Origin of the sequence: Candidatus Thiodiazotropha endoloripes (assembly GCF_001708965.1) — a bacterium.
Lineage (GTDB): Bacteria > Pseudomonadota > Gammaproteobacteria > Chromatiales > Chromatiaceae > Thiodiazotropha > Thiodiazotropha endoloripes.
The window spans coordinates 770075-794802 of record NZ_LVJW01000006.1 but is presented as its reverse complement, the minus strand read 5'-3'; the positions used below and the strand labels follow the sequence as shown (position 1 = coordinate 794802).

Annotated in this window: 23 protein-coding genes; 8 read left to right on the top strand and 15 right to left on the bottom strand. The window is 54.0% G+C overall.

Annotated elements, in window-relative coordinates; genetic code table 11:
* Window positions 1-33 precede the first annotated feature (33 nt).
* The 3 genes from A3193_RS14250 to A3193_RS14240 all read right to left on the bottom strand — a co-directional run bounded on the left by A3193_RS14250 (window position 34) and on the right by A3193_RS14240 (window position 5305).
* On the bottom strand, window positions 34-3396 hold the full coding sequence (locus A3193_RS14250; RefSeq protein WP_083218771.1) for a mechanosensitive ion channel domain-containing protein: 3363 nt from the start codon (window positions 3394-3396) through the stop codon (window positions 34-36).
* 15 nt (window positions 3397-3411) lie between these two features.
* Window positions 3412-4311, bottom strand: coding sequence for an adenylate/guanylate cyclase domain-containing protein (locus tag A3193_RS14245; protein WP_069003600.1), 900 nt, complete (start codon window positions 4309-4311; stop codon window positions 3412-3414).
* Window positions 4312-4471: 160 nt separating this feature from the next.
* Window positions 4472-5305 (bottom strand): sirohydrochlorin chelatase, encoded by an 834-nt coding sequence (locus tag A3193_RS14240; RefSeq protein ID WP_069015116.1) that lies wholly within the window; start codon window positions 5303-5305, stop codon window positions 4472-4474.
* Window positions 5306-5481: 176 nt separating this feature from the next.
* Between A3193_RS14240 and A3193_RS14235 the strand changes: the two genes are divergently transcribed.
* From A3193_RS14235 to A3193_RS14225, 3 genes are all read left to right on the top strand, one after another.
* On the top strand, window positions 5482-6402 hold the full coding sequence (locus A3193_RS14235; RefSeq protein WP_069003602.1) for a LysR substrate-binding domain-containing protein: 921 nt from the start codon (window positions 5482-5484) through the stop codon (window positions 6400-6402).
* A 77-nt stretch (window positions 6403-6479) separates the two neighbouring features.
* Window positions 6480-7721, top strand: a complete 1242-nt coding sequence (locus A3193_RS14230; RefSeq protein ID WP_069015115.1) for a heme oxygenase-like domain-containing protein — start codon at window positions 6480-6482, stop codon at window positions 7719-7721.
* Window positions 7722-7811: 90 nt separating this feature from the next.
* On the top strand, window positions 7812-8852 hold the full coding sequence (locus A3193_RS14225) for an anthranilate phosphoribosyltransferase (protein WP_069003604.1): 1041 nt from the start codon (window positions 7812-7814) through the stop codon (window positions 8850-8852).
* A 63-nt stretch (window positions 8853-8915) separates the two neighbouring features.
* Here A3193_RS14225 and A3193_RS14220 read toward each other — a convergent pair whose 3' ends face one another.
* Window positions 8916-9116: a hypothetical protein gene (locus A3193_RS14220; RefSeq protein WP_069015114.1), complete on the bottom strand. Its 201-nt coding sequence runs from the start codon at window positions 9114-9116 to the stop codon at window positions 8916-8918.
* A 25-nt stretch (window positions 9117-9141) separates the two neighbouring features.
* On the opposite strand from A3193_RS14220, the gene A3193_RS20445 reads away from it, so the two are divergent.
* On the top strand, window positions 9142-9390 hold the full coding sequence (locus A3193_RS20445; RefSeq protein ID WP_141694566.1) for a hypothetical protein: 249 nt from the start codon (window positions 9142-9144) through the stop codon (window positions 9388-9390).
* A 289-nt stretch (window positions 9391-9679) separates the two neighbouring features.
* Here A3193_RS20445 and A3193_RS14215 read toward each other — a convergent pair whose 3' ends face one another.
* Complete coding sequence (locus A3193_RS14215) at window positions 9680-10831, bottom strand: serine hydrolase domain-containing protein (RefSeq protein WP_069015113.1); 1152 nt, start codon at window positions 10829-10831, stop codon at window positions 9680-9682.
* Between the two features lie 125 nt (window positions 10832-10956).
* Complete coding sequence (locus A3193_RS14210) at window positions 10957-12210, bottom strand: helix-turn-helix domain-containing protein (protein WP_069015112.1); 1254 nt, start codon at window positions 12208-12210, stop codon at window positions 10957-10959.
* 311 nt (window positions 12211-12521) lie between these two features.
* Between A3193_RS14210 and A3193_RS14205 the strand changes: the two genes are divergently transcribed.
* Complete coding sequence (locus A3193_RS14205; RefSeq protein ID WP_069015111.1) at window positions 12522-13559, top strand: FAD:protein FMN transferase; 1038 nt, start codon at window positions 12522-12524, stop codon at window positions 13557-13559.
* 2 nt (window positions 13560-13561) lie between these two features.
* On the opposite strand, the gene bioA is transcribed toward A3193_RS14205, so the two are convergent.
* On the bottom strand, window positions 13562-14851 hold the full coding sequence (gene bioA, locus A3193_RS14200; RefSeq protein ID WP_069003609.1) for an adenosylmethionine--8-amino-7-oxononanoate transaminase: 1290 nt from the start codon (window positions 14849-14851) through the stop codon (window positions 13562-13564).
* Between the two features lie 327 nt (window positions 14852-15178).
* Between bioA and A3193_RS14195 the strand changes: the two genes are divergently transcribed.
* Complete coding sequence (locus tag A3193_RS14195; protein WP_069003610.1) at window positions 15179-15424, top strand: CDGSH iron-sulfur domain-containing protein; 246 nt, start codon at window positions 15179-15181, stop codon at window positions 15422-15424.
* An 89-nt stretch (window positions 15425-15513) separates the two neighbouring features.
* On the opposite strand, the gene A3193_RS14190 is transcribed toward A3193_RS14195, so the two are convergent.
* The gene (locus A3193_RS14190) at window positions 15514-16656 is read right to left on the bottom strand and encodes a GGDEF domain-containing protein (RefSeq protein WP_069015110.1); all 1143 of its coding nucleotides are present in this window, start codon (window positions 16654-16656) and stop codon (window positions 15514-15516) included.
* 128 nt (window positions 16657-16784) lie between these two features.
* Window positions 16785-17819: a thioredoxin family protein gene (locus A3193_RS14185; protein WP_069015109.1), complete on the bottom strand. Its 1035-nt coding sequence runs from the start codon at window positions 17817-17819 to the stop codon at window positions 16785-16787.
* A 390-nt stretch (window positions 17820-18209) separates the two neighbouring features.
* On the opposite strand from A3193_RS14185, the gene A3193_RS14180 reads away from it, so the two are divergent.
* Window positions 18210-18761, top strand: a complete 552-nt coding sequence (locus A3193_RS14180) for a hypothetical protein (protein WP_069003613.1) — start codon at window positions 18210-18212, stop codon at window positions 18759-18761.
* A gap of 73 nt (window positions 18762-18834) precedes the next feature.
* Here the strand turns inward: A3193_RS14180 and cysQ are convergent, their stop codons facing one another.
* The gene (gene cysQ, locus A3193_RS14175; RefSeq protein WP_069003614.1) at window positions 18835-19629 is read right to left on the bottom strand and encodes a 3'(2'),5'-bisphosphate nucleotidase CysQ; all 795 of its coding nucleotides are present in this window, start codon (window positions 19627-19629) and stop codon (window positions 18835-18837) included.
* Window positions 19626-20162, bottom strand: coding sequence for an ADP compounds hydrolase NudE (gene nudE / locus A3193_RS14170; protein WP_069015108.1), 537 nt, complete (start codon window positions 20160-20162; stop codon window positions 19626-19628). The genes cysQ and nudE overlap by 4 nt, the downstream gene beginning before the upstream one ends.
* 190 nt (window positions 20163-20352) lie before the next feature.
* Between nudE and yrfG the strand changes: the two genes are divergently transcribed.
* Complete coding sequence (gene yrfG, locus A3193_RS14165; RefSeq protein ID WP_069003616.1) at window positions 20353-21021, top strand: GMP/IMP nucleotidase; 669 nt, start codon at window positions 20353-20355, stop codon at window positions 21019-21021.
* Here yrfG and A3193_RS14160 read toward each other — a convergent pair.
* From A3193_RS14160 to rhlB, 4 genes are all read right to left on the bottom strand, one after another.
* The gene (locus tag A3193_RS14160) at window positions 20993-21874 is read right to left on the bottom strand and encodes a bifunctional helix-turn-helix domain-containing protein/methylated-DNA--[protein]-cysteine S-methyltransferase (RefSeq protein WP_069015498.1); all 882 of its coding nucleotides are present in this window, start codon (window positions 21872-21874) and stop codon (window positions 20993-20995) included. The two genes, yrfG and A3193_RS14160, sit on opposite strands and share 29 nt — an antisense overlap.
* Before the next feature lie 110 nt (window positions 21875-21984).
* Window positions 21985-22836 (bottom strand): ion transporter, encoded by an 852-nt coding sequence (locus tag A3193_RS14155; protein WP_069003617.1) that lies wholly within the window; start codon window positions 22834-22836, stop codon window positions 21985-21987.
* 167 nt (window positions 22837-23003) lie between these two features.
* On the bottom strand, window positions 23004-23366 hold the full coding sequence (locus A3193_RS14150) for a YkgJ family cysteine cluster protein (protein WP_069003618.1): 363 nt from the start codon (window positions 23364-23366) through the stop codon (window positions 23004-23006).
* A 2-nt stretch (window positions 23367-23368) separates the two neighbouring features.
* On the bottom strand, window positions 23369-24718 hold the full coding sequence (gene rhlB / locus A3193_RS14145; RefSeq protein ID WP_083218217.1) for an ATP-dependent RNA helicase RhlB: 1350 nt from the start codon (window positions 24716-24718) through the stop codon (window positions 23369-23371).
* Between the last annotated feature and the right edge of the window lie 10 nt (window positions 24719-24728).

Here is a 24728-nt window from a genome sequence, read left to right as displayed (position 1 = left end):
TAGTTGAAAATCAAGCCTAAGTAAACTAAACGGCTACTTATCGGTCGGATTGTGGATATGGATGTCCCGTTGCGGAAATGGAATGCTGATTTCCGCCTGTGTGAACTTTTGATTGATCGATTCATGCAGCGCAGTGATGGTGGCCAGACGGTTGTCCATCGAACCAAGATAGACCCGCAGCAGTAGATTGAGTGCGCTATCGCCGAAGGCCTCGAATGTGGCTACCGGTTTCGGCTCGGTGAGTACGTTTTCATTCTCATCAGCCGCTTCGATCATCAGCTTCATGGCCTGCTTTACGTCACTGCCGTAGGCGATGCCTACGGTGATGATGATCCGGTTGATTTTGTCACTCAGGGTCCAGTTGATTACCCGTCCGGTGATGAACTCTTTATTTGGAATCAACATCTCCTGCTTGTCATAGTTGGTTATGGTAGTGGCGCGGATACGAATTTTAGAGACCACCCCGGTAGTATCATCCAGGGTTACAACATCACCTACCCGGATCGGTCTTTCAAACAACAATATGATGCCGCTGATAAAGTTGGCGACGATCTCCTGTAGACCAAACCCCAATCCAACACCCAGTGCGGCGACCAGCCATTGAATACTCGACCACTGAAAGCCGATGGTACTGAATGCGGTGATGATGCCGATTCCTGCAATCAGGTATTGCAACAGAGTGGTCAGGGCATAACGGGCCCCGGTCTCCAAAGGCAGTCTCTGCAAGAGTGTGATTTCGAGTATGCCGGGCAGATTCTTTGCCGCAAGGATAGTGAAAACCAGAATAATGATTCCGATGAAGATGTCGTTCAGAGTCAGCGATCCCTCTGTGACAATACCGTCCACAACCTGGGTGGCGGTAAACGGCAGTTGGATGGTGGTGAGGAAATCCAGAGCAGGTAGAAAGTCGGACCAGATCAGCCAGGTTCCCACCACAGAACCGAACAGATAGCCGAAGCGAACCAGACGTTTCGCCTGTTCGCTCAAAGTATCAAAGTTGATTTCCGGAATCTCAGCGGTAATTACCGTGCTTTCATCTTCAAGTTGCTGTTGCTCCTGCTCTCTTTGTTGACGTAACTCTTCACGCCTTTGCAGAGCACTCTCATAGCGCAGCCTTCGTTCTGCGATAAACAGATAGCGCAGTAACAGCTCTTTGAGAATAAACAGGCCGACAAAGAACCAGAAGGTCAGTTCCACCAGCTTCAACAGGCGTATGGAAAGGTTCAGATAGCCAATGCTGCCGGCAATGGCTATGCCCAGACCGATCAGTAACAGCAAGGGAAACCAGAGGAACTGGAGCTGTACCAGGATGGCATTGGGACTGATTCTATGCCAGGTCTGAAACAGTAAGTCTTTCTTGTTTAACAGACGCTGGATAAAAAACAGTGTGGTCACCATCAGAGCAATGATGGCCAGCCTTCCGATATTTTGTGTATCGACGGAGAGATAATCTCCTTCGCTGAGGGTGACAATGAAGCGTAGTGGAATGGCAACCGGTATCAGCCAACGCAACTCTTTGGCCAAGGCCGTACAGATCTGCCTGTTCCAGCGCAGGTGGCGTATCCCTATGCCTTCAGGAAGACACAGCTGATAGAGCAGCAGTGCCGCAGTCAAGGTGATACCTACGTTGACCAGCGAGGTTGCGACCACCAGGCTGAAAGGGGTGGCTGTGGGCAGGGTTTTGAGCAGGATTCCCAGACTGATCATGATGCCTGGCAAAATACCGATTTTGGCGAGCGTGAGTAGCAAGGCCCATAGGGTCAGACGAATCGAATCAGTGCGTATTTTGCGGGTCGATTTAGCTAGTAGGGGTAGCTGCAGAGTTACATTGCGCTGCTTCCAGATGATCACCATCAGCAGGGCCAGCAGGGACATCGACAGACCGGGGCGCTGTTTTGCCGCCTGGGTGATTTCGCTGCCGGTTTGAAGCCATTCCTGAGGGGATAGCAATCTGGCCACTCCGGTTTTGAGCTGATTGAAGTCGAGAAAATCGAACAGATCACCGCTTGAGATCCAGATCAGTTGATCATCAATGTAGTCTACATAACTCTCGGAAACCTCAAGCAGTTGCCGCTCGGCCTGGTCGAGTGAGGTCAGCTGGGTAATGTAACGACCATAGATCTTCTGCAGCTCGTTGAGTGCCTCCTGGCGGGATCCCAACAGGCTGAAGACCTGTTTGCGCAGTTTATCCGCCTTATCTTCCGACAGACCTTCCGTCAACGGTTGGGTAACCTGTTCGACATGCTCGGTGAGGCTGCCTTGGACCAGCAGTTGCTCTTCGATGGCAATCTGACGATCCGTGGCGATGTTGATCTCCTGTTTGCGTTCAGCCGATGAGCGACTGTAGCTCTGCAGGGAGGGCAGAGCCTGACGTCGACGGGAGAGCATTTTTCCGATCGCCTGACTGGCGCCCACCACATCGACCCGCTGTTTAGTGTGTTCGAAATCGTCGCTGATCTGCTCCAGTTGGTGCTGGGTCGCCTGCAGTTTTTGTGAGACCCGCTTTTCCCAATAGACCAACTCTTCCAGTTCAGCACGGTTTTGAGCGTTTTTCTGGGCGATCGTTTTGATCGGCTCAGGCAAGCTTTTCAACTGTTGTTTGACCTGTTCCGCCTGCTGCCTCGCCTGTTTGGCCTGTTCCGCCCTGATTTCACTGGCCGCCTGGTTGAGCTGTTGCAGTGAGGTCTGCAGTTTGCCGATCTGGGTCGTGGTCGCATCTCGCTTTGCCTGAGCCAGATTGGTCAACAGGTTCTGGTTGCCGAGGCGCAGCTTGAGCAGTTCGATTTGAGTCTCGTGGAGCTGTTTGCGACTGTTCAGCAACAGCTGTCTGGCTTGGTTCAGGTGTTTGTTTTCACCCTCATCATAGTTCCCTCTCTCCGCATCGATCTTGCTCAGTATCTCGCTGTGTTCCGATATTTCACTATTGATCTGCTGACTGCCCACCAGCAGACCGGAAAGGGTTGCGAGCTGCTCTTTATGTTGTTCTCTGGCTTGATTCAGATTAAGGCTTTGTTGACTGATCCGTTGCTCGATTTCAACCAGTTCGGACTGTTTGATAAAACTCAGCAGGCTCTCATCCTCAGTCTCAAAAGGACCGATGTTGCTGCGCAGCTTTTTGATCTCTGATGGTGCTTCCTCAATGGTTCGGCTGAGTTGTGAGATCTCCCCTTCAAGTTTGTTTGTCTGGCGTAACCATTTTTCAGCCTGATCGATCAGCTCAACAACTTTCTGCTGAGTGTTTTTTTCCAGGCTCTCATCCTGCAGTGCTTCACTTTTAATCAGTTCAAGATGTTCAGTCGCCAACAGCCGTTCCGAGTCGGCCTGATCTTGTGCTGTTTGGGCAAAACAGGTGAGGCTGATTGTGATCAGTAGCAGAGTTAGAGTGAGTCTGTTCACGATCGAGGCTAGGTGTTACTTGCTTTCCTGGAAGCGGTAACTGATCAGATGCTTGTTATTATCGGAAACCGGTTCGCCCAGGCCGATCATGCCATGGCCGAGCAGGGGGATGGTTTCCCGTCGCAGATAGAGGGATTGTTGGTTCTGGGTAGTCAGGTAGGTGCCATTGGTGCTGATGTCTTTAAGTACATATTTGCCCCGGTAATACTCCAGAACAGCATGCGATCTGGAGGCGGAGCTGGCGTTCACCACCAGCTCATTCTTTGGGTCCCGGCCAATGCCAACACTCCCCTGGGTGGGTGGCATTTTGTAGGTTTTATTGTTGTATTCGAGAATCAGTGTCTTGGTTGCCAGGCTCTGAGTGATTGGCGCGGTGTGGATGAAGGTGACATCCTCTTTCTGCCATAGCAGATCATAGATGATCATGCGTTCCACCTTACCTTTGACTTTGACCTTGTCGAACTGCCGGGCCATCAGACGCAACTCATCGGGCAGGGCCTCTACAACCTGTTCTGTGGTGATGATCTGTTTGGCCTGGGCAATGGCGGCCATTCTGGCGGCCACATTGACCGAATCCCCATACATCCGCCCCGCTTCGAAGATCGCCGGCCCGTAATGGAGACCGATGCGTGCGGCCATCGGCATACCGGACTGCTCGGCGTAGAGCTCTACCCGTTCATGAATGCGGCAGGCGGCAATGACGGCGCTGCTGGGATTGTCATATCGACTCATTACCTCATCACCGATAATCTCCACCACATGGCCACCGCATGCGATGACGACTTGGGCAATCGCCTCTTCCAGTTCGGTGATCAGCTTCTTGGCAAGGGTGTCGCCGAGGCTTTCATACATGCGGGTGCTCTCGACAATATCTGCGAATACAATGGCGTATGTTTGGGTATTGCTGGTCGACATGTGCAGATGTTGTTTCCCTATCGGAACTTGGTCACAGATGCTGAACGTTCGGGTCTGATTTAGTCTAGTGCCCTAGATGACAAACCGGTGCTGTGGAGTCTGTTTGGCGGTCTGCATCAACAGGAAATGAGTCAGTGGACCTGATCGAAGGATATGAAGATCAAACCGGATTGTCCAGTACTGAGTCGAGTCGGTCGAGCAGAATGTCGGCCAGGCCCGGATGATTTCCTACCAGTGGTGCGATACGTATTTGAATGCCTGGATGGGATCGGGTTAGCTGCTGACAGATCGATTCGATATCACCACCAGCTCCGGCATGACGTCCTGGAGAGAGGAAGAGCAGGGCAAGATCGATGGTGATATTCGGTCTGGAGCGGGCAATCTTCTCCAGCTGCTCGCTTAACAGGTGGCCATTGAAATCATATTCGTCGCCTTCCCGTCGCTCCATCACCGCCTGCTGGAGTTCGATCCCGGGGGAGAGCAGTTGACGAAGATCCGCACAGACCCGCTTTCTCACCTCACTGACCTGGGGAAGCGGCGAGCCGTGGTCGACCAGTATCACCAGTTGGGGCGGTCTGCCCTGGTCTGTGATCTGCAGCTGTTGATGGAGAATGCTTGCCACTCTCGGCTCCCCCTGGGGCAGTGGATAGAGCTCTTCAGCCAGTGTCAGCGTGAAGGGACCGTATTTGGCTCGCAGTTTTTCAAGCTGCTGGGGGATATAGGAGGTGAGTGCCCGACTCCGGCCGAAAAAGAGCGGAACCAGGATAAATGCGGTTTCGCCCTGGTTGAGCTTTTGACGCAAAAAGGTCGTCAGTATCTCGGCTGCTTCACCATTCAGTGACTCAGCGGGAATGTTGTCTGCATGCTGCAGTGAGACGGGAAAAACCTGGTGATTGGAGAGGTCGCTCAACTGATTGGCAAGACGGCGCAGATTGATCACCGAGTCTGCTCGCTTTGAGCCGTTGTCAGCCAGAAGGATGGTTGGGGTTTTCATAGGGTTTCGGGGTATCACCAAGTTTTGCCATTATCCCGCTGGCGAACCTAATCGACAACAATTTGAGTGTTACTTAACCATAAATTATTGAAGTAAATTGCGATCTGTCATTGGTGGCATACGATTTGGCTGAGGTATGATTGATCTATCTTCCATTGCCGGTGTCAATTAACAGCATGAACCTGCGTGACCTTAAATATCTTATTGCGGTGGCCGAAACGGAACATTTCGGTCATGCGGCTGCTCAGTGTTATGTCAGTCAACCCACTCTCAGTGGTCAGATCAAGAAGCTGGAAGAGGAGTTGGGAGTAACCATATTTGAGCGTACCAATCGTTCCGTGTCGATCACCCCGTTTGGTGTGGAGATCGTCAAACATGCCAAATTGATCCTCGAACAGGCGGATGTGATCAGGCAGTTGGCCCAGGCGCAACGGGATCCGATGGCCGGCGCTTTGAGAGTCGGTGCCATACCAACCGTCAGTCCCTATCTGGTACCGTTGATCCTGATGCCGTTGAAGACCCTCTATCCCCAGATGCGTCTGGTGCTCTCCGAAGAGATCACCGATATGTTGACCCAGCGGTTGCTCGATCATCAGATCGATGTGGCGATTCTGGCTACGGCGGTGAAGGAGCCTGAGCTGGAGGTGATGCCGCTTTTCGAAGAGCCCTTCTGGCTGGCTCACCCGCGGGATCACGCACTCTATGACAAGGAGGATATCAGTCGTCGTGATCTCAGCCGTCTCGATCTGCTGCTGCTGGCGGATGGTCACTGTCTCACCAATCAGGTGATGGATGTCTGCCGTATCAAGGAGGGGAAGATGGATGATGAGATGGCCGATCTGCGTGCGGCCAGTCTGGAGACCCTGTTGCAGCTGGTTGGGGCAGGTTTTGGTTGTACGTTGGTACCGGCCCTGGCGGTACGCGGTACCTGGACAACCGATTCCGGCATCATCGCCCGTAAGCTGTCACTCAAGGATGCCTATCGACGGGTCCAGTTTGTCTACCGTAAAACCTTTCCCCGCAAGCAGGCGCTGCATGCGTTGGCCGATGTGATCCGTAACCAGCTGCCGAATACAGTCAAGGCGTTGAACGAATAAGCCTAATATTGAATTTGAGACAGCGGGTGGGTAGATCATCTACAATCCCACACCACATCAGTTGAAGTGGCAGGACAATGCACGAAGCAAAGCAGCAAGCGACAGGATCCATCTTTTCCGATCTGTTAAAGAATTGTGAGTCCGATGGGCCGGTTCTGTTGCCCGGCCTACACCCCTTACCCAATCTGCTATCCCTTGAAGCGGAACAGGTTCTGGATGCGTTTCGCCAGAGTCAGCTGGAGGACTTTACCACCATCATCAGTGATCTCGATGCCTCGGAGAGTTCACTGCACCATATCTTTGAAGAGCTGTTGACGATCGCTGAGAAGGATCCTGACAACCGCTTATCCTCACTGAGTATCTTTCAGCCTGGCGCCATGCAGACCCTGTTTGTCGATCTGCATGATCACGTCATGTCCCACCCGGTTTGGCGTCACCCCTGCTTCGTGCGCATCTTCGAGGGTAATTTCAATCGGGATCAGCTCAGCTCCTTTGCCCTTAACTATTTCAATCAGGTGAAGAACACCCGTCAGTGCGTAGCGCTGGCCCAGGGGCGTTTTTCCGGTTTCATCGATCTGCCTTACGGCTGTCTGAACGAGCGGGTCTCCGAACTGGTGCAGATTACCCTGGCACAGCTGCTGGCGGATGAGTATGGGGTCGGCACTCACAGTATCGAGAGCTACCCGGATCTGGCCAGCCTGCTTGGTTCCACGACCCATATCGTGATGTACCGGAATCTGTTTGAGGGATTGGGAATACCTTTTGAACAGCAGGATCTGCCGATGCTGCCGGAAGTGGCGGATAATGTCCTGACGCAACGGCTGCTGGCCGGCCACCCCTCATTCAGTCTGCTGGAATCCCTGGCCTCGGTCGGATTGGGTATGGAGTGGGGCGTGCCTGAATTTTTCAGTCTGCTGCTCGGCGGCATGATCCGCTGGGCCTGGCGTGAAAAGGTCGAGTTGACCCAGCACCATCTGATTGTCTTTATCGCCCATGTTCAGTACGACGTACTGCATGCGATCTCAGTCATGCTGGCAACCAGCCTGCTGGGGCATCAAGCAGGCTATGAGGAGCAGATCAAACAGGCAACCAATATGCTGATGTCGAGCCGCTACAACATGATGAGCGGCCTCTACCGGCACCTTTTCGATGAGCCCTGCGACAACATCGACCAGATCGGACTGGCCTCCCGCTATCAGATAACGGACCGGCGAATCGAGCAGGCCCTGCTGGCGGCCCGCCAGGAGGTTGCTGATGCCAGCGTCACCGATGCCCGGGTCTACAAATCGGATGACCAGGTACCCTTTGTCTTTGTTTGATCCGGAATCGTGTTGAGCGACCGTAACACAACCTATCCATCAACCGGCCATTCTGATCGATAACGGATTGGATAAACACTGGAGTCGTCGATGTATCAGTCCAATAGCCCCGCAGCAGAGCGGTTCCGTAAAACCCTGATTGCCACAGCGAAGGGTTCCAAAGGGGCCCGGGATATGAGTCGGGAGCAGGCCAAGGCGGCTTTGAGTTTCCTGCTCTCTGCTGAAGCCCATCCAGCCCAGGTTGGGGCCTTTCTCACCGCCATGCGCTTCAAAGGGGCCAGGGTGGAGGAGATGAAAGGCTTCCTGGATGCAATGGAGGAGAGTGCCACCCTGATCTCGCCCAGGGTCGAACGGCTGCTTAACTGTAATGGTCCCTATGACGGTCGCAAGAAAGCACTGCACCTGAGTCTGGCGGCAGCTCTGTTGACCGTTGCTGCCGGGGTGCCGGTGGTGATGCACTCCAACAGCGGCCTGCCACCGAAGAACGGTGTTACAACAGCCGCTGTGCTTGAGGCGATGGGTATCCCCGCCTATCAGGAGCCGCTGCAGGTCGCCCTGAACATCGAGGAGAAGGGTTTTGGCCATCTGCACGCCAGCCGCTACCTACATGGTGTGGAACGCCTAAAGCCGATTCGACAGACCCTCTTCTACCGCTCCTTTCTGCACGCCTGTGAAGTGATGCTCAATCCGGCCACTGCTGGCTACTCAATCATCGGCGCTGCCCATAAGAGCTTTTTGCAACGCTTTGCCACGGCTGCAGGTGAGCGGGGCCAGCAACGGGTGATGGCGGTTCAGGGGCTGGATGGTTGTGATGAGCTACCCATGCAGCCGGTCGCTGTGGCCGACTACCATCAGGGCGAACTGAGTGAATACACCCTGGATCCGGCGGACTACGGTTTGGCCAGCCAGGAACATCAACCCTGTGCCGATCCGCAGACTACGGCGAGATTGATCCTGTCGATGTTTCAGGGGGAGTCAAGCCCTGCGCTCAACCCGGTTATCTACAACAGTGGTGTGAGACTCGCGCTGTGCGGCAAGGTTGAGCGGATTGCCGATGGAATCGAACTGGCCAGGCAGACTCTCACCTCAGGCAAGGCGGCCGAGACGGTGCGGAAATTACAAGGTTGCTGATTGAGGCTTCAATAAACAGTGCCCCGCAAGCGCGGGGCACTGACTGTTACGCGGCAGTCGCGGCTATTCACTAATGAGTTTGATTGTGGTCTTCTTTCGCGCGAACTGAATGGCTGGACCATTACCGGAGACCTTGTAGATCTCCTGCAGGGCTTCACCCCAGTGCTGAGGATTGGAGGTCATGGAGCCAGTGGTCGGCAGATCGCGGGCATGGCCGCCGTTGCTGACCGTGTGTTCGGTGTCCTTGTGGGCGAGGAAATCCACAGAGTGGTTGCTGAAGGTCTAATATATGAGCTTCGCTTCCACCTTGATCTCCCCTTTGGCATTGGCGGGTACGGTAGAGTTCTACTCCCCCTCGGCCCAGTTCTGTCCGTCCAGATTGACCCCGGCTGTTGATCCTCTCGGCTGGGTCGAATCTGTCTCGGTAATGCCGGTTGCCCATGAAAGGGTGGAGTGGAGTATGAGCGCAGTGAAGACCACGCCCAGTGATTTGCGGGTAATCATAACTAATCCTCAGTTGAATATTGCAGATCCTTAGCTTCCGATTACACAAATCCTTACAAAAACTAATGAATAAAAGTATTTCTCAATGGATTCCGAGAGGAAGGTAGGGGGACTACTACCCAGGCAGTGGGTAATTGTTTGAAATGTCCCTGGGGTGATTGATTGAGTGGGGTAGGTGAATCGTGGATTAAGCTTCGGGGGCGCTGTTCGGTTACAACGTTGCTGTTTGACGATGCCCTGAAACGGGATCGGTGTGGCGTTTGCGAAGGCATGATAAAGCAGGTGCGGCATAACCGCACCTGTATGAATCATCGGCTGGTCGTTTAATCCTGCAGCGATTCAAGTAGCTGATAGATCTTCAAAAGTAACTCCTGAGCCGCGCTGTCATAGGGATCGAAGCTGCCATTGGCACACAGGGTGATCACCGTATCCTTCTCCTGGAAGTAGATCATTTCAGCCTGATAGCCGGGGTCTTTGCCGCTATGGCTGTAGATTACCTCGTCGGTACCGGCAATCGGGGTGATTTTGATGCCCAATCCATAGTTGGAGGCTGGTGTGCCGAGCATCGAGGGTTGCAGCATTTCAGCCCGCATGGCGTCATCCAACACTAGGTCGGTTCGCAAGATGCCCAGAATGAACTCGGCCAGATCATCTGCAGTGGTTTGAATGCCGCCGTCAGCCAGACCGAAGTGGCTATACCAGGGGTAGACATCGATGGTCTCCCCATCGTCATCCACATAGCCGTGTACCAGTCCCGGGATACCTTCCGCCTCATGGCCCTGAAGGGTATGTTCAAGCCCCAGGGGTTCAATGATCCGATTGCGGATCTCACTCTGCAGGGTGGTGCCGGATGCACTCTCGATGATCAGCGCGGCCAGAATATAGTTGGAGTTGGAGTAGCTGTAATTGCTGCCAGGCTCAAAGTGCAGCGGCTGGTCGAGAAAAAACGGCAGGGCATCCTCCTGCTGCCAGTGACGGGTCGGACCGGAAAGATAGAAGAAATCGTTATCCCAAGCTTCGCTGTCGTTCTGGAAGTCGAACAGGCCTGTGGTGTGGTTGAGCAGCATCCGGATGGTCATCTGATCACTGGACGGGATTCGGTTGGTAATCTCATCGGGTAACCAATCGGTGATCCTGTCGTCGAGGCCGACCAATCCCTCTGAGGCCATCTGCACCAGGGTGGCCGCAACAAAGGTTTTACCCACACTGGCCACATAGAAACGGTGCTCGACGGTTGCCTCCTCCATGCTCTCCAGGTCACTCATCCCCGCACTGCCGGAGAAGTCGATGTTCCTGCCGGCGATGCGGACAGAGACGGCTGGTAATCCTTTGCTGACGGCCTCTTCAAGGGCGTCCTGGAACTGCTCGTTGGCTGAAGCGTCATCACCGCTGTTCGAGTTACAGCCGGTCAGCAGGCTCATACCGAACAGGGCAGAAGTGAGGATTACAGGCCAGAATCGTTTAAGACTTTTCATTGGTTCTACTCCCGATGGAAATCAATTGGTTTGCTTGGACAGCGTTTGCTGTTGCAGGGAATAGTGGCTTGAAACCGGTTGTTTATCGTCCGCGCGTGTAAGTCCGGACGAATTAAAAAGTCTTTTTAATCAGTGGATTGCCGGATGTTAGTTTGAATGTTGGCTGATTTTCGATATTGACTGGGTGTTTGTCCTGTGTGGCGTTTGAAAGCGGTATAAAATGCCGACTTGGAGTTGAATCCCGCATCCAGAGCAATACCCAGAATATTCACCTGAGCAGCCCCGGCAGTGAGATGGCGCTGAGCCTCTTCGACCCGGTAGCGGTTGATGAAATCGAAGAAGTTACACTCCGCCTGTTCATTGATCACCTGGGAGAGGTAGTTGGGCGAGATGCTGAGTTGCGCGGCCAACTGAGGCAGGGTGAGCTTGCTGTCGAGGAATGTGCGCTGCTCGTCCATGTGGTTTTGCAGTTCCTCATAAAGCAGTTGGCTGGTCTTACTGTCCAGCGCTGATCGTTGATACTTGGTATGAGATGCCGTTGGCTCCCTATCGTTCAGGTTTGCATCGGTTTGGTTGGCATGAGCATCCATCGATTGGCCGTCAGTTTGAGTTGCCGACCGATCTTGTTGAGTAAAGATCGCTGGTTGTCGCAATCCCAGGTAGCCCATGCTGTAGATCACCAGAACAATCATCAGGAAGTGGATGCCGATGACCTCTTCGGGGAAAGCGAGCAGATCAGCCAGAAAGACATCGGCCAGGTAGAAGAGATAGAGGACTACCAGGGCCAGCAGCAGGTTCTTCAACCAGGCCAGATTGATCCTTTCCAGGAAGGAGAACTGATCCTCAATCGATTTCTGATGTTGTAACAGTCGCTTGATGGAGAGTCCCAGATAGAGCGCCATCTGCAGGATTGAGAGTACTCCCACCACTATCATGGCAAGCTCGGCCCAGAGGATATCGCTATCCTGCTGCTCCCCCTGACTGTTGAGCAAGCTCTGCAGTTGCTGCTGATCGAGCAGCATCAGTGGTATCAGGATCACAAATCCCAACAGGAATGGCAGGAAGTGTCGCCACTGCTGCAGTGTAAAGTGGAAACCGGATCGAGCGGTCAAAGCCGTGACGTAGAGATAGGTGAGTGGTCCGAAGAGAAAATCGATATTGGTATCGATGACCAGCAGCCGTGGGTAGCTGGTGACATGTCCGGATTGATGGAGAAACGCCATCCACAGGTCTATGGAGAAAGTCAGGGTCAACAGGGCCAGCAGACGGTGTGCCACAGGCAGGCCGCTTTTGGCGTTGATCAGTGCCAGGGCGAGAAACATGCCCTGTACGGCACCAAGCAACATAATGGCTGAATAGAGGTCGATTTCAGGTTGCATGATGCACAGAGGTGGCTGATCTTTGGGCTGGTAGGGCCTGTTAACACGAATCCAATGGAAGGTTAAATTAGCAGCAAAACAGGTCGTAAATCCACACCAGCAGCAGGATCAATACCGAAAGACCGGCAAGATTGGCCAGGTATATCCAGAATTTGTCCATAGGTTCTCTCCATCGGTTTATCTGTTGTTAATTGTTACGGCTTGCAGCAGATAAGTCGTCTGCGCCTGTAAGTCCGGACAATCATCGTGAAGAGACGCCGCTTGGGTTAAGGCGGTACAATAGTTGTTTGTCTTTTACGGGATCTGATTGGATGTATTGGATAGTTAGAGTGTTGCTGTTGGGATTGTTGGTAATCCTGTCCGGCTGCGACAAAGGGCCGCAGGATCAGCGTCAGACCCTGCTGGTGTTTGGTACCCTGCTGGATATCCAGGCCTATACCGATCAGCCGGAGCTGTTCAATGAGGCGGTCAGGGAGTTGGATAAGACCTTTCAAAAGATGCATCGTGAATGGCATGCCTGGCAGGGAGAGGGGGAGCTGGTCCGACTGAATCGCGCACTGGCCGATGGAGAGGCTCTGCAGGTATCGGCAGAGCTTGGCAGCCTGCTACAGCAAGCCAGGCAATATGCCATCGACAGTGAGCACCTGTTCAATCCGGCAATTGGTCAATTGATCGGCCTGTGGGGGTTTCACAGCGATCAGCCTCCAGGCGGGCCGCCGCCGCGGAAGGTCGAGATCGAGGCCTTGCTGAAGCACAATCCCAGCATGGAGGATGTCAGTATTCAGGGACATCTGGTCAGTAGTACGAACTCCATGGTCGCGATGGATCTGGGTGCATTTGCCAAAGGCTACGCCTTGAATCTGGCCATCGATGAGCTGAAACGGATGGGGATTGAAAACGCGATTGTCAATGCGGGTGGGGATCTCTGTGTCTCCGGACAACATGGTGAGCGACCCTGGGTCATCGGCATTCGCCACCCCCTGGGAGAGGAAGTGATCGCCTCGGTTGGGGTAGCCGATGGTGAGTGTGTTCTGACCTCGGGAAACTATGAGCGGTACCGGGAGTTTGAGGGAGTCCGTTATGCGCATATTATCGATCCGCGCAGTGGCTACCCGGTTGCCCATGTGGCCTCCGCAACCGTGATCAGTATCCAGGGGGGGTTGGCCGATGCGGCGGCCACGGCGCTGAGTGTGGCGGGTCCGGTTGATTGGCCGCGAATCGCAGCGAAGATGGGGTTAACACAAGTGATGCTGGTGGATGATCAGGGAAAGGTCTACCTGACTCCGCAGATGCAGTCGAGGATCAGTTTCCAGCAACAGGTCGATGAGGTGGTGGTTACGGTGGACTGAAATCAAATAGGACAACGCTCAACAACATCAAACACCACCGAGGTGAGTTTGTTCAGATCTTCATCGTCGATGATGAAGGGTGGCATCAGGTAGACCAGTTTGCCGAACGGACGGATCCAGACGCCTGCATCAACGAAGCATTGTTGAATATGTTTCATCTCCACCGGTTTCTTCAGTTCCACAACACCGATCGCACCGAGTACCCGCACCTCTTCAACCTGGGGCAGTTCCCGGCATGGGGAGAGTCCCTGCTGGAGTCGTTGCTCAATGTTTTTGATCCGTTCCTGCCAGGGGGAGTTCAGCAACAGATCGATGCTGGTCAGCGCCGCCCGGCAGGCCAGTGGATTGGCCATGAAGGTTGGGCCATGCATAAACAGTCCCGGATCTCCACCACTGATGGTCTGGCTGATCTCCTCAGTGGTGAGGGTGGCGGCCAGGCTCATATAGCCGCCGGTGAGTGATTTACCGACACACATGATGTCCGGTGTAACATCCGCATATTCACAGGCAAACAGTTTGCCGGTGCGGCCAAACCCGGTAGCAATCTCGTCGAGGATCAGCAATACCCCGAACTGATCACAGAGACGACGTACTTCCTTGAGGTACTCCAACGAGTAGAAGCGCATGCCCCCAACACCCTGCACAATCGGCTCAAGCACCAGAGCGGCAATCTCATGGTGATGTTGCTCCAGCTTTTCGGTCAATCCTTTTGCCCCATCCCCTTTGCAGGGGTGTCCAAAATAGCAGGTCGGTGCATCGGCAAAGTGCTGTTTAGGCAGGATTTCAGAAAACAGACTGTGCATCCCGGTTTGCGGATCACAGAGAGACATGGCACCGAAGGTGTCGCCATGATACCCCTTGCGGATGGTCAGAAAGCGCTGTTTTCCCGGTTGTCCCTTGTCATGCCAGTACTGGATGGCCATTTTCATAGCGACCTCTACCGAGACGGAGCCCGAATCGGAGAAAAATACGGTCTGCAGGGATTCCGGTGTGATTTCGATGAGTTTTCTGGCCAGATCCGTGGCAGGTTGATGGGTCAGGCCACCGAACATCACATGGGCCAACTGTTCGGCCTGCTCGGCGACCGCCCGATTCATCTGTGGATGGTTATAGCCGTGGATCGCACACCACCAGGAGGACATGCCATCGATTAACTCTCTGCCATCAGCCAGTGTGATTCGCACACCGTCTGCGGATACCACAGGATAGACCGGTAGATCGGCTCCAATTGCACTGTATGGGTGCCAAACATGCGCTTTGTCGAAGGCTATCCAGTCTTCACTATTACTCATAAAGTAAGCTGTCTGTTGATTCGGGATGCAGAGATTAACAGATATTAGTCCGTCGGGATAATGCTCCGGATGTGATCGGCAGCTGCTTTATCGAATTTAAATCCTATTGTTACCGAACAGTAATATCAGGCCAATGAGCCATTTTCTTTCGCTGTCCGATATGATAACTATGGAGATTCCCGGGGCCTGTCAGCTCGGATCCCATTGGGTTCGTGTTAACAAATCCTTACACTAAAACCGCTTATCCCCTAGGGATAAGGCATACAATCATCACTTATGACAAGAATCACTGGTTGTATGCCTCCGGTTATAACAGAGGAGTAAACGATGGATAAACCTGTAGTAGCGGCCAAACAACCGATCGATGCGGATCTCGTGGCTGGCAAAGAGTATTGGTGGTGTGCCTGTGGACGGTCTGACAGTCAGCCATTTTGTGACGGTTCGCATCGCGGTACCGGCATCGAGCCTCTTGGTTTCAAGGCGGAGAAAAACGGTGAAGCCTGGCTCTGCCGCTGCAAACAGACCAAAACACCACCCTATTGCGACGGTAGCCATAAACAGGTGGAAGATTAGTCGTAGGCTGAATGATGGGCAAAGGAGATGCCCATGAGTGGAATTGGCTATGGATCGGGTGTCTTACCCGGATTGACTGCAACCTCTCTCTAGGCCCCTTTTTTCTTATCCAGCGAGCCTTTGTCAGGGTGCTTTTCCAACCCCTCCGGGACTTCATGTTCAATCCGGTTTCTGCCATTCGATTTGGCAATGTAGAGGGCCTGGTCGGCGCAGGCCAGAAGGTGGTTGCCCAGCTCTTTGTGATGGCTCTTTCCCAGCATTGGCAGGGTTTCGCTGACCCCGATGGAGACACTCAACTGCAAGCTCACTCCCTGGTCCAGATAGATCGGATGTGAATTGACCTCAAGGCGAATCCGCTCTGCCAGCAGCAGTGCCTCTGACAGGTTGGTCTGAGGTAGCAGAATGGCGAACTCCTCACCACCGTAACGGGTGGCAACATCACTGGCGCGTAACTGGGAGCGGATACGTTTTGCCAACTCTCTCAACACCTGGTCCCCGGCCGGGTGACCATAGTTGTCATTGATCCGTTTGAAATGGTCGGCATCGATAAACAGACAGCTGAGCGGCTGGCGATAACGGCTGGCCCGGGAGAGCTCCTCTTCCAGGCGCCGATCCAGATAGCGACGGTTGTGCAGTTCAGTGAGCGGGTCGGTGAGGCCGCTGATCAGAAGACGTTCCCGGTTGGTGACGTTTTCCAGGCAGACACCACAGATAGTGGCCAGGCGGGCGAGAAAGTCTGTCGCATGCTGTCGGGTAAACCGGTTTGCGTCCTGGCTGCCCAGATTGATACTGCCTACCAGTTGGCCACTGCAGATCAGTGGCAGAATGGCGATGCTTTTAAGGTTCCTCGGCTGATCAAACAGATTGTTGTATTCCGGCGTGAGAAACGGACCCAGCCAAGGGCTCTTCAGTCGAAGAAAGCGCTGATTGATAACACCCAGGTCATCCACGAAGCGGACGTAGGGGAACGCATCGACAGGAATGCCGTTGTTACTCAGCAGGTGTCGAATCTCGTGGTCGGGATCCAGCATCAGTAACTGAATATCGTCGACCTCAAACGAGGCGAGCAGGCCTTCGCTCATACCGCTCAATAGTTCGCCCAGGGTTTCGGCGCTAAGCAGTTCAAGCTCCCGGGCATAGAAACGCCCCAGGGTCTCCTGGTTCTCCACAGCCTTACGGGTCAGTTCTTTCAAACGGAGACGTAGGATTCGGTTTTCTTCTTTAAGATCCATTTACGTTTCGCAATCGCCACCTGGGTGGAGTATCGGCCAGTTAGAGGTGATCTTGAGGTCTATTAACCCGGCGATCCAATAGTTCACTTGCAGGGGTTCTGGGGCGCCGGGTTAATAATATGCGTTGTTCAGAGGCCGCTGCCAACGCGCCAGAGTTGATAGTCAGGCTGATTGATGTAGCCGCGGCTGGTGATGTAACTGATCACATTGCGTAGTCGGTAGAAACGCACCACCGAATCGACCCGGATGATCTCATTGCCCTGTTCATCGAAGAACAGCAGCGAGGGGGTGTAGAAGAGTCCCAGTTGTTTGGCCCATTGGCTGGCATTGGTCTTTTCGCCATCCGGGGTGATGATGGGAGTTTCGGAGCGAATATCGAGTTGTACATTATCGAATGATCTGACCAGTTTGTTGATTGCCGGATCCCTCAAAGGCTGGCCATGCAGTACATCACAGGCATGGCAGTTACCCTGTTCGAAAAACACCACCAGTGGGCGTTGACCCGGGAAACGGCTGCGGTCGAGATTGTGAGGCGGGGGGATGAAAAACTTCTCTTCATTGAGGTCACCCGCTTCAAACGCTGTACTCGCCTCACCTCTTGCCAGGTAGTCAGGAAAGCTCTCGTTACGATAGTGTCGATCGGCAACATACTCCAGGGCCGCACGAAACTGATAGGGAGGGTAGTAGCCACGCAGCCGTAGTACCTCATCACCCTGTTGATTGAAAAAGATCAGTGATGGGGTGAAATTGGTCTTCTCACGCAGGGCAAAATCCCTTTGCGTGAGGGTCTCCCCGCTCAAGGTGGTCAGCTCTTCACTACTCCAGATATCGATGGGAATGATATCGAAGTGGCGGCGGGTGTAGGTGGTGATGTCACTGAGACCGAAGTTGACCTCCAGCAGCATCTTGCAATAGGCGCAGCGTTTTTGGCCAAAGTAGAGAACAATACCTTTTTTGTCATCCTCCACGGCTTCCTCTAGATCTGCCGGCAGATCGAGAAAACTCTTTTTGAACCAATCCGGGTATTGCAGCAGATCTTCCAAGGGGAAGTCGTCGAATGCATAGACATCATCTTCGGATTCGATGGCGAAGAGTTGATGGTATGGGATGAGTAGCAGGGATACCCATAGGGTCAGCAATAGTATTCTGCGTCGCTTGGTCATAGATCTTGGCTCATGTTGGAGCCCGGAGCGTTTCTATTTCCATCGGCACCAAAAATAACCGAAACCCAATCGGGTATTGTGGTGTGATGGGACATCTTATTTGTGAGCACTGACGGGTTTATTATCAATCCGGCGCCATTCCTGTGGTGGATCGAGCCTCTGATACCCTGGATGCTCTTTATTGATATCCCTTCAGTCTAGCTGACAGAACGGAAAATCTGAACAGGTATTGGTATTTGATGTCTGAATTGGCTATCGTTCCGTGAGAGAGGGGGTTGCCGTTCAGGGCCATCGATTGGGCATGCCTCGCTGTCAGAAATTTATAAATTAGGGTAGTAGCCTTACTGCAGCCTGTCTGGCTCTGTAAGGTCGGTATGGAGAATATTAAAGATGAAAAAAACTGCAATTTATGTGGCAACTTTGGCGCTCTTCACATCCATCTCCGCAAAGGCTGAGGGGGATCCGGCAGCCTACTGTAAGCAAGCGGCAAAACTCTACCAGGATAATGATGTAGCGGGTGCCGTGGAGGAGGCTAAATGGTGCCTGGAATCCCTGGAGCAGATTCAGCAGTCGCAAAAGGGTGATCGTTTTGCCAAACAGGTGGCCGGTTGGCAACGGGGTGAGGTTTCAAAGCAAAAAGCCATGGGCATGTCGATGATTGAGACCGAGTACAGTAAAGGCAATAAATACATTAAGGTGAGTTACAACAGCGGTATCAGTGGCATGGGGGCGATGTTCAGCCAGATGGGGCTGGCCGGTGGTGGCAAAAAGATCCGTCTGGGACGCTATACCGGCATGGTGATGGAAGAGGGTAGAAACAATGAGATCCTGATCGGTCTGAAGATGACCCAGGGTATGATCAATCTCTCCTCCGATACCGCCTCACTGAATGAGTTGAAGGCTTTTGCCAAAGCCTTTCCAATCAAGGATATCGATCAGTAGAACGGATTCCGTGCGTTCGGTTACGGGTTCCCGGAGTAGTGGGAACCCGTCTGAATTGATAATCCCTCGACGCTCAGCCGAGATAGCCACTCCATTCAACGCTACTGTCGCCAAACGCCAGAAAGTGAGGATTCAAGAGTGAATCCTTGGTGTTGTAGCTGAGTGTCTCACCCTCCAATGTTGTGACCTGTCCGCCAGCTGCCTCAACAACCGCCTGTGCCGCCCCGGTATCCCACTCAGAGGTTGGCCCCAAACGGGGGTAGATATCGGCCATGCCTTCCGCGACCAGGCAGAGTTTGAGTGAACTGCCCATGCTGACCAGTTCATGTTCCCCCAGATTGTCGAGAAAGCGCTGCAGGGAGTCCCCGGCGTGGGACCGGCTGCCGGCCACCCGGGCCGGTTTCTGACAGTTGGCTGTCACGCTGATCCTCTGCGGCGGCTGGTTACCGATCTGTTTGCTGGCGCTCTGTCCCGGAATACCGTAATAGAGGGTCTTGATGACCGGGGCATAGACCGCACCGAAGCTGGGCCTGTGGCCGTCGATGAGGGCGATATTGACGGTGAACTCCCCGTTTCTTTTGACGAACTCACGGGTGCCGTCCAAGGGGTCGATCAGCCAATAGCGCTGCCAGCTGCTTCTGCTGGCAAAGGGGACTTTGGCCGACTCTTCTGAGAGTACCGGTATCTCCGGAGTGAGTCGTTCCAGTGTCGACACGATCAGCTGGTGAGCGGCCAGATCCGCCGCGGTGAGCGGCGAGTTGTCCTGTTTGGTCTCGATTTCGAATTCAGTATCGTAGATCTCCAGGATTGCCTCTCCAGCCTCGCGGATAAGGTTCAACAGCTGATCGATCGGTATCGGGAGTGTCATCTCAAAACGTTCCTTGCCAGGCAGAGCGCTGCGATTGAGCGCGCCTCCGTAAAATCGGGTTGTGCGATTAGATTGTCCCAGTCGGAGAGTTTCCATGGGACTACCTCGATGGGTTCAGGCTCATCCCCGATCAGTTGCTGGGGGTAGAGATCCCGGGCGAGGATAGCATAGGTGTGGTGTTGGATGTAGGCCGGTGCAATGGTGAAAGTCTTGAGTATTTCAAGCTTTTTTGCGGCATAGCCCACCTCCTCCTGCATCTCCCGGTTGGCGGCCTGCAGGGGATCCTCGCCTGGTTCCATACGACCCTTGGGTAGCGCCAGTTGATAGTCCTGGCTGCCGGCGGAATATTCGCGGATCAACAGGACGGTCTCATCATCCAGCATGGGTATCACCAGCACTGAACCAGTTTTACCGCCAAGCAGACGTTCGTAGACCCGTTTCTCCCCATTGCCGAACTCCAGACCAAGCTGCTCGACACGAAACAGGCGGGTTTCCGCGATCAATTGCTGTGAAACTATCTTGGGTTTTGTCACTGTGCTCTATTACATCATCCGCTAGGGTATCGATGCGGCCTGCGCCGCTCAGGGGTTGTCGTATTATCTACCCGGCACCTTAATCGGTTATGTTCAGGGCTTCAACAGCACTGCGAGGATATTGCAAACCGTGCGCTGAGCTGGGCGGCATGAGACAATAGTCGGCGGATTAATAAATTCGAGCAGTTTTATGATTCCCTGGAATGACATCGACTCTGTTTTACTGGATATGGATGGCACCCTGCTGGACCTCCATTTCGACAACCATTTCTGGCTGGAGTACGTGCCCGCCCGTTATGCGGAGGCCAAGGGTATCCCTCTGGCTGAGGCGACAGAGGAGTTATTGGGACGCTACAAAAGCGTCGAAGGCACCCTCGACTGGTATTGTGTGGATCACTGGAGCCGGGAGTTGGAGCTGGATATCGTGCTGCTCAAGGAGGAGGTGGATCATCTGATCTCTGTGCATCCCCATGTGATCGATTTTCTCGATCAGCTGATGTGTGCCGGTAAGGAGCGTGTACTGGTAACCAATGCCCATCAGAAGACCCTGGCCTTGAAGATGGAGAAGACCCGCCTGGCCGGTTTTTTCAATCAGGTCATCTCATCCCATCAGCTGGGACTGCCAAAAGAGCATCCGGAGTTTTGGAATCGTCTGCAGAATCTGCACCCTTTCGATCCTCAACGCACCCTGTTTGTCGATGACAGTCCGGCGGTGCTCAAATCGGCCCAGGCTTATGGCCTGAAATGGATCCTGGCAATTCTCAAGCCGGACTCGAAACAACCGCTGCGAGCGGGTGGTGATTTTCAGGCAATCGAGGATTTCTCAGAGATCACCGAGGGGTTGCGCTGCCTGATCTAGCCAAGCTGTCACGCTGTGCGGCCTCCCAGGCCAGCAGCGCCAGTTTTCTCGAATCCCCCCAATGGTAGATGCCTGTCTCTCCATCGGAGCGGATCACCCGATGGCAGGGGATCAGAAAAGCGATGCGATTCTCGGCAAGCGCACTACCGGCTGCCCGATGGGCCCTGGGTGTTCCGGCCAGCCGTGCCATGGTGGCGTAGGAGATAAGCTGGGAAGTGCCGATGTTGAGCAGTGCCTCCCACACCTTGATCTGAAAATTGCTACCCTTCATCAGCAGATGAAAGCGGGCTGATTCCGGGTTGCGACTGAAGATTCTGTTGATCAATTGGCCTGCCTCAAGGTCGTTCCGCTGCAACTCGGCCATCGGCCAGGCCTGCTGCAGACCATGACTCAATTCAGGGTGGTCCAGGTCGTGAAAGCTCAAGCCGACGATGCCCCGTTCCGTCCAGGCAATCATGGCGATGCCGAAAGGTGATCGAGCCAATCCATAGTGGATGCACAAGCCCTGACCCTGTTGTTTGATTTCGCCCGGACTCATGGCCTCACAGGTGACCATCAGATCGTGCAGCCTGCCAGGACCCGATAGTCCGCTCGCCAGGCTTGTACTGAGCAGGTCATTCGAGGTCAAAAGTGAGTTGCGCGCATACTCTTTGGTCAGATACTGCAGAAACCGTTTCGGCGATATGCCCGCCCATTCACTGAACACCCTCTGCAAGTGGTATTCACTCAGTTTGACCGCCGATGCGATTTCGCCAAGCGTGGGCTGACGGCGGAGATTGGCGCGGATGTACTCAATCGCCTGGGCGATGACTGTGTAGTGATGTTGTTGCTGCGGCCGCTTGTTCGTGGTCATGGCACTCTGTTGTGTGCGATCAATGTCCTCAGTCTGCACATCAAAGCGGGTCCTGGCCACCCGTTTCTTGCGGAATACAGAAACTCTGCAGAGATAGCTGTCGTTTTTGGTCAGGGCTTATCCGCGGCGGCCCGATCCCTGGTCAGCTGCTCCAGCATGTTCTCCATCTTGATCAGTCGCTGCTCCATCTCGGCGGTCCGACTGTCGATCCGGTGTACCTCGCCTGCCTCACCCTCACCACTCTCCCGGGCAAACTCCTCATGCTCCCGCTGCAGGGTTTCCAGCACGATTCCGATCATCATGTTGAGAAAGACAAAGGCTACGATGAAGATGAATGAGAGATAGAAAAACCAGCTGAGCGGAAAGATCTCCATGGTCTCGTACATCACATCGGTCCAGTCCTCGAAGGTGGCGATACGGAACAGGGTCAGCATGGCAATGGTGATGTTACCCCATAACTCCGGGTTGATCTGATGAAAGAACATGCTGCCGATGGCGGCATAGATGTAGAAGATGATGAACATCAGCAGCGACACATAGCCCATGCGGGGGATGGCGGTGACGAAGGCATTCAGCAGTACCCGTAATTCGGGGATGATCGATACCAGTCGCAGTACCCTGAAGACCCGCAGCAGTCGACCCAACAGGGCGGCTTCGCTGTCATCGACCGGGATCAGACTTGCAGTGACGATGAGAAAGTCGAATACATTCCAGGCTTTGCTGAAGAATCGTTTCAAACTGTGCTCGGCGATCATGCGGATGATGATCTCGACCAGAAAGAAGATGGTGATGCCGATGTCGAGCAGTCGCAGTATCTGGGCCACAGAGGTGGGGATCGGGTAGGTTTTGGCGCCGATCATCAGTGCCGAGATCACGATCACCAGGATAACGAAGGTCTCGAAGATCTTGTTTTCGCGAAGTTGGATGAACTGTTGTTGCAGTTGTGCAGCTGTCGGGGGCATGGCTGGTTGAATCCGGTATTGGCTGATACTCAAAAGGCCGCCGATTATATCGGAAAACAACCCTTATTGCGGTTTATGGTCAACGCTATGGATCGGGAAAGTACGGCAGAGTTCCGGGAAGTGGGGTCGCTGAGACAGATTGCCTGAGAGATCGGCGTCTAAGACCCTTATTTGCCCCAGGTTTTAAAGCGTTTTTTGCAATAGGCGAGTAGTTCGGCGTAGTTGCGGAAATAGAGTTCGAAACCATCCTCGGCCGGGGCATCGAATTCACACCAGTCGTTGTCGTAGTCGCGGCAGATTTGCGGCCGTTGGTCGTAGATACCACAACCCCCATTGGGCTGCAGATGTTCACAACTTCCCCCGATCAGCAGAAACCAGCCGTCTTCATCCTTGTAGATCTCCACCCCGGCATGGGAGACCTGCCAGAGCAGATGTTCAAAGTCACTCTTCGAACGGGGGGCAACCCCGAGGGCTTCAGTGGTGTAAGTGCAGCACTTGGAGTTGGTGCAGCGATCACACTTGTTGTCCATGGTTATTCGCTGTTGCTTTGGGGTGGCTTGGGGCCGCGCCGGCGACGTCTGTGCTTGCCTTCTCCCTTGGGTTTGTGTGCTTTATGGTGATGTCCCTTGCCATGGCTCTTCTGGCCCTCTTTGGTACGATGCCTCTGACGAGCCCCTTTCTCCGGGTAGACCCGGCTCTTTGGATCTACCTCGGCCAGCAGGTCGATAGCCACGGTCTGGGTCGGGATGGAGTGGCCGACATAGGTTTCGATATCAGGCAGAGAGAAGGCATAGGTCTCACAGGCAAAACTGATTGCCTCGCCGCTGGCCCCGGCACGGGCTGTTCTGCCAATGCGGTGCACGTAGTCTTCCGCATCCTCGGGAAGATCGAAATTGACCACATGGGTGACATCGGGAATATGCAGACCACGGGCTGCCACATCGGTGGCCACCAGGGCTGGCAGCTCACCGTCCTGAAATTTCTTCAGCAGGCTGAGGCGTTTTTTCTGCGGCACATCGCCGGAGAGCACCGCCGTATCGATGCCGTTCCCCTGCAGGAATCCCCAAACCTTGTCTGCTACCCGTTTGGTGTTGACGAAGACGATGATGCGGGCCTCCTCAAGCTGTTTGAGCAGGCCGATCAGCAGCGGGATCTTCTCCTCGTTGGCAGTCATGTAGCAGGTTTCGGTGATCTTCTCCGCCGTTACCTGCTCCGGTTCCACCTCCACACTGTGAGGGTTGTTCATGTGTTCGTAGGCCAGTTCGCGCACCCGGTAGGAGAGGGTGGCGGAGAACAGCATGCCCAGCCTGTCCTGTGGTGATGGACAGCGTCGCAGCATAAAGCGGATGTCCTTGATGAAGCCGAGATCAAACATGCGGTCGGCCTCGTCCAGCACGATCACCTGAATCTCATTCAGGTCGTAGACCCGCTGTTTGAGGTAGTCGATCAGTCGCCCCGGGGTGCCGATCAGGATATCCACACCCTGCTCGATCTGTTTGCGCTGTTTGTCATACCCGGTGCCGCCGTAGACTGCTGCGGTCTTCAACTCAGTGTGCTGGGTCAATGCCTGGGCATCGTTGTAGATCTGCACCGCCAGCTCTCTGGTCGGGGCCAGAATCAGGGTGCGGGGTTGATTGACCCGACGCTGCTCCGATGGCGGGTTGCGCAACAGGTGGTCGATGGCCGCGATCAGAAAGGCAGCAGTTTTACCTGTACCGGTTTGTGCCTGTCCGGCCAGGTCCTTTCCGGTCAGTGCAATCGGCAGGGTTTCCGCCTGAATCGGGGTGCAGTATTCGAAGCCGGCCTCTTGGATGCCCAGCAGGACCTGGGGATCGAGATCAAAGTCGGCAAAACGGGTCTCAGTCAGATGTTTATTGCTCATGGGGCGGAAG

What these genes read in the sequence shown, in the direction of transcription:
- A3193_RS14245 (WP_069003600.1), bottom strand. Translation starts at nt 4,311, where the DNA reads ATGTCGACCAGCAATACCCAAACATACGCCATTGTATTCGCAGATATT.
- A3193_RS14240 (WP_069015116.1), bottom strand. Translation starts at nt 5,305, where the DNA reads ATGAAAACCCCAACCATCCTTCTGGCTGACAACGGCTCAAAGCGAGCA.
- A3193_RS14235 (WP_069003602.1), top strand. Translation starts at nt 5,482, where the DNA reads ATGAACCTGCGTGACCTTAAATATCTTATTGCGGTGGCCGAAACGGAA.
- A3193_RS14230 (WP_069015115.1), top strand. Translation starts at nt 6,480, where the DNA reads ATGCACGAAGCAAAGCAGCAAGCGACAGGATCCATCTTTTCCGATCTG.
- A3193_RS14225 (WP_069003604.1), top strand. Translation starts at nt 7,812, where the DNA reads ATGTATCAGTCCAATAGCCCCGCAGCAGAGCGGTTCCGTAAAACCCTG.
- A3193_RS20445 (WP_141694566.1), top strand. Translation starts at nt 9,142, where the DNA reads ATGAGCTTCGCTTCCACCTTGATCTCCCCTTTGGCATTGGCGGGTACG.
- A3193_RS14215 (WP_069015113.1), bottom strand. Translation starts at nt 10,831, where the DNA reads ATGAAAAGTCTTAAACGATTCTGGCCTGTAATCCTCACTTCTGCCCTG.
- A3193_RS14210 (WP_069015112.1), bottom strand. Translation starts at nt 12,210, where the DNA reads ATGCAACCTGAAATCGACCTCTATTCAGCCATTATGTTGCTTGGTGCC.
- A3193_RS14205 (WP_069015111.1), top strand. Translation starts at nt 12,522, where the DNA reads ATGTATTGGATAGTTAGAGTGTTGCTGTTGGGATTGTTGGTAATCCTG.
- bioA (WP_069003609.1), bottom strand. Translation starts at nt 14,851, where the DNA reads ATGAGTAATAGTGAAGACTGGATAGCCTTCGACAAAGCGCATGTTTGG.
- A3193_RS14195 (WP_069003610.1), top strand. Translation starts at nt 15,179, where the DNA reads ATGGATAAACCTGTAGTAGCGGCCAAACAACCGATCGATGCGGATCTC.
- A3193_RS14190 (WP_069015110.1), bottom strand. Translation starts at nt 16,656, where the DNA reads ATGGATCTTAAAGAAGAAAACCGAATCCTACGTCTCCGTTTGAAAGAA.
- A3193_RS14185 (WP_069015109.1), bottom strand. Translation starts at nt 17,819, where the DNA reads ATGACCAAGCGACGCAGAATACTATTGCTGACCCTATGGGTATCCCTG.
- A3193_RS14180 (WP_069003613.1), top strand. Translation starts at nt 18,210, where the DNA reads ATGAAAAAAACTGCAATTTATGTGGCAACTTTGGCGCTCTTCACATCC.
- cysQ (WP_069003614.1), bottom strand. Translation starts at nt 19,629, where the DNA reads ATGACACTCCCGATACCGATCGATCAGCTGTTGAACCTTATCCGCGAG.
- yrfG (WP_069003616.1), top strand. Translation starts at nt 20,353, where the DNA reads ATGATTCCCTGGAATGACATCGACTCTGTTTTACTGGATATGGATGGC.
- A3193_RS14160 (WP_069015498.1), bottom strand. Translation starts at nt 21,874, where the DNA reads ATGACCACGAACAAGCGGCCGCAGCAACAACATCACTACACAGTCATC.
- A3193_RS14155 (WP_069003617.1), bottom strand. Translation starts at nt 22,836, where the DNA reads ATGCCCCCGACAGCTGCACAACTGCAACAACAGTTCATCCAACTTCGC.
- A3193_RS14150 (WP_069003618.1), bottom strand. Translation starts at nt 23,366, where the DNA reads ATGGACAACAAGTGTGATCGCTGCACCAACTCCAAGTGCTGCACTTAC.
- rhlB (WP_083218217.1), bottom strand. Translation starts at nt 24,718, where the DNA reads ATGAGCAATAAACATCTGACTGAGACCCGTTTTGCCGACTTTGATCTC.